Origin of the sequence: Micromonospora sp. S4605 (assembly GCF_003176715.1) — a bacterium.
Taxonomy (GTDB): Bacteria; Actinomycetota; Actinomycetes; order Mycobacteriales; family Micromonosporaceae; genus Micromonospora; species Micromonospora echinaurantiaca.
Window position 1 is genome coordinate 1 of the sequence record NZ_QGSW01000163.1, and the last position, 1,434, is coordinate 1,434.

General features: G+C 69.5%; 1 protein-coding gene. It reads right to left on the minus strand.

Going from position 1 to position 1,434, the window contains the following annotated elements:
- Positions 1-21: 21 nt before the first annotated feature.
- Positions 22-1,266: an IS701 family transposase gene (locus DLJ47_RS11735; protein ID WP_199235799.1), complete on the minus strand. Its 1,245-nt coding sequence runs from the start codon at positions 1,264-1,266 to the stop codon at positions 22-24.
- Positions 1,267-1,434: the final 168 nt, after the last annotated feature.

Consider the following 1,434-nt stretch of genomic DNA (forward strand, 5'->3'; position numbering starts at 1 on the left):
TACTCCAGCCGGGGATCGTGATCACGGCTCGATGAGGGCTTGTCGGGCGTAGTGGCTGGTCATGGCTCTGGCTTGGTGGCGGCGTCGGCGGATGGACCAGAGCAGCGGGTCGTAGCGTCGGCGGGTGGGTTCGATGATCAGGACGTGGAACAGGTGGCGTAGCTCGTTGGCAGTCAGGGGGATCAGCCCGACCGGCTGGTAGCGGTTGCGGTGCTCGGCGGTAGCGGCGGCGAGGAACGCGTGGGCGAGGATCGCCAGGGTGGTCCAGCGGTGCCAGGAGGTCCAGCGGCGGTGTTGGTGCTGGTCGAGGCCGAGGCCGGTCTTCGCGGCCTGGAACGATTCCTCGATCTTCCAGCGGCGGCCGGCGACCGCGACGAGAGTGCCGAGCGCGACGACCTCGGGTGACCAGCAGCGGTAGAAGGCCAGTTCACCGGTGCGGCGGCTGCGGCGGATCAGCAGCCAGTGGTGCCCGCCGTGGGCGTCGGTGGCGTGAGGCAGGGCGACGAAGGACCAGTCGTAGTAGCGGTGGCCTTTCGCGCCTCGACCGGCGGAGAGCCGCTGCCAGGCGGTGGCGGGAAGCTCGGCGGCGAGAGCGTCGACGCGGTGGACGCCGAGGCCGGTGATCACCTGATGTGAGCAGGCCACGGCCAGGACGTAGCCCAGTCGTAGCTGACGCAGCCGGGCGGCCAGGCGGGGATCGTTGCCGTAGGCCTCGTCGCCGGCCGCCCACCGGCACGGCAGCCCAGCGGTGACCGCTGCCTCGATCATGCGGGCCGCCAGCTGCGGTTTCGTCGCGAAGCGCACCTGCTCAGGGACACCGGCCTCGGCGCGGCGATCGGGGTCGTCGCACCATGACTTCGGCAGGTAGAGGGCCGTGTCGAGCATCGCGTGAGCAGCCTCGGTGGCATAGACCAGGTGCACGGCGAGCTGGCAGTTCTCGATCTTCCCGGCCGTGCCCGAGTACTGCCGCTGCACCCCGACGGTGTGCCGGCCCTTCTTCAGATCAGCCGTCTCGTCGATGACCAGCACGGCCTCGACATCACCAAGATGCTCACCGACGAACTCGCGGACATCGGCACGAACCTCGGCGTCGTCCCACGTCACCCGGGTCAGCAGCTCCTGCATCCCGTCCGGGCCAGCATCCCCGGCGTGCTCAGCGATGCTCCAGCAGTTCTTCCGCGGTAGCGGCGCCAGCAGGCCCCGGACGAAGTCACGCACCCGCCGACGCGGCTCGGGCCTGCGGAAACGCCGCCCCACCGTCAACATCAGCTCGTCGAACAACACCCGCCACCGCTGCGCGTCTACCCTGTATCCGGCAGCCACCGCTGCGTCATGGTCAGTCCACACAGCCGTCCATGATCGACGGTGGCTGCCCTCATACCCCCACCGCACCAAACCGCAGCTCAGCCGAGGTCAACATCCCCGGCTGGAGTA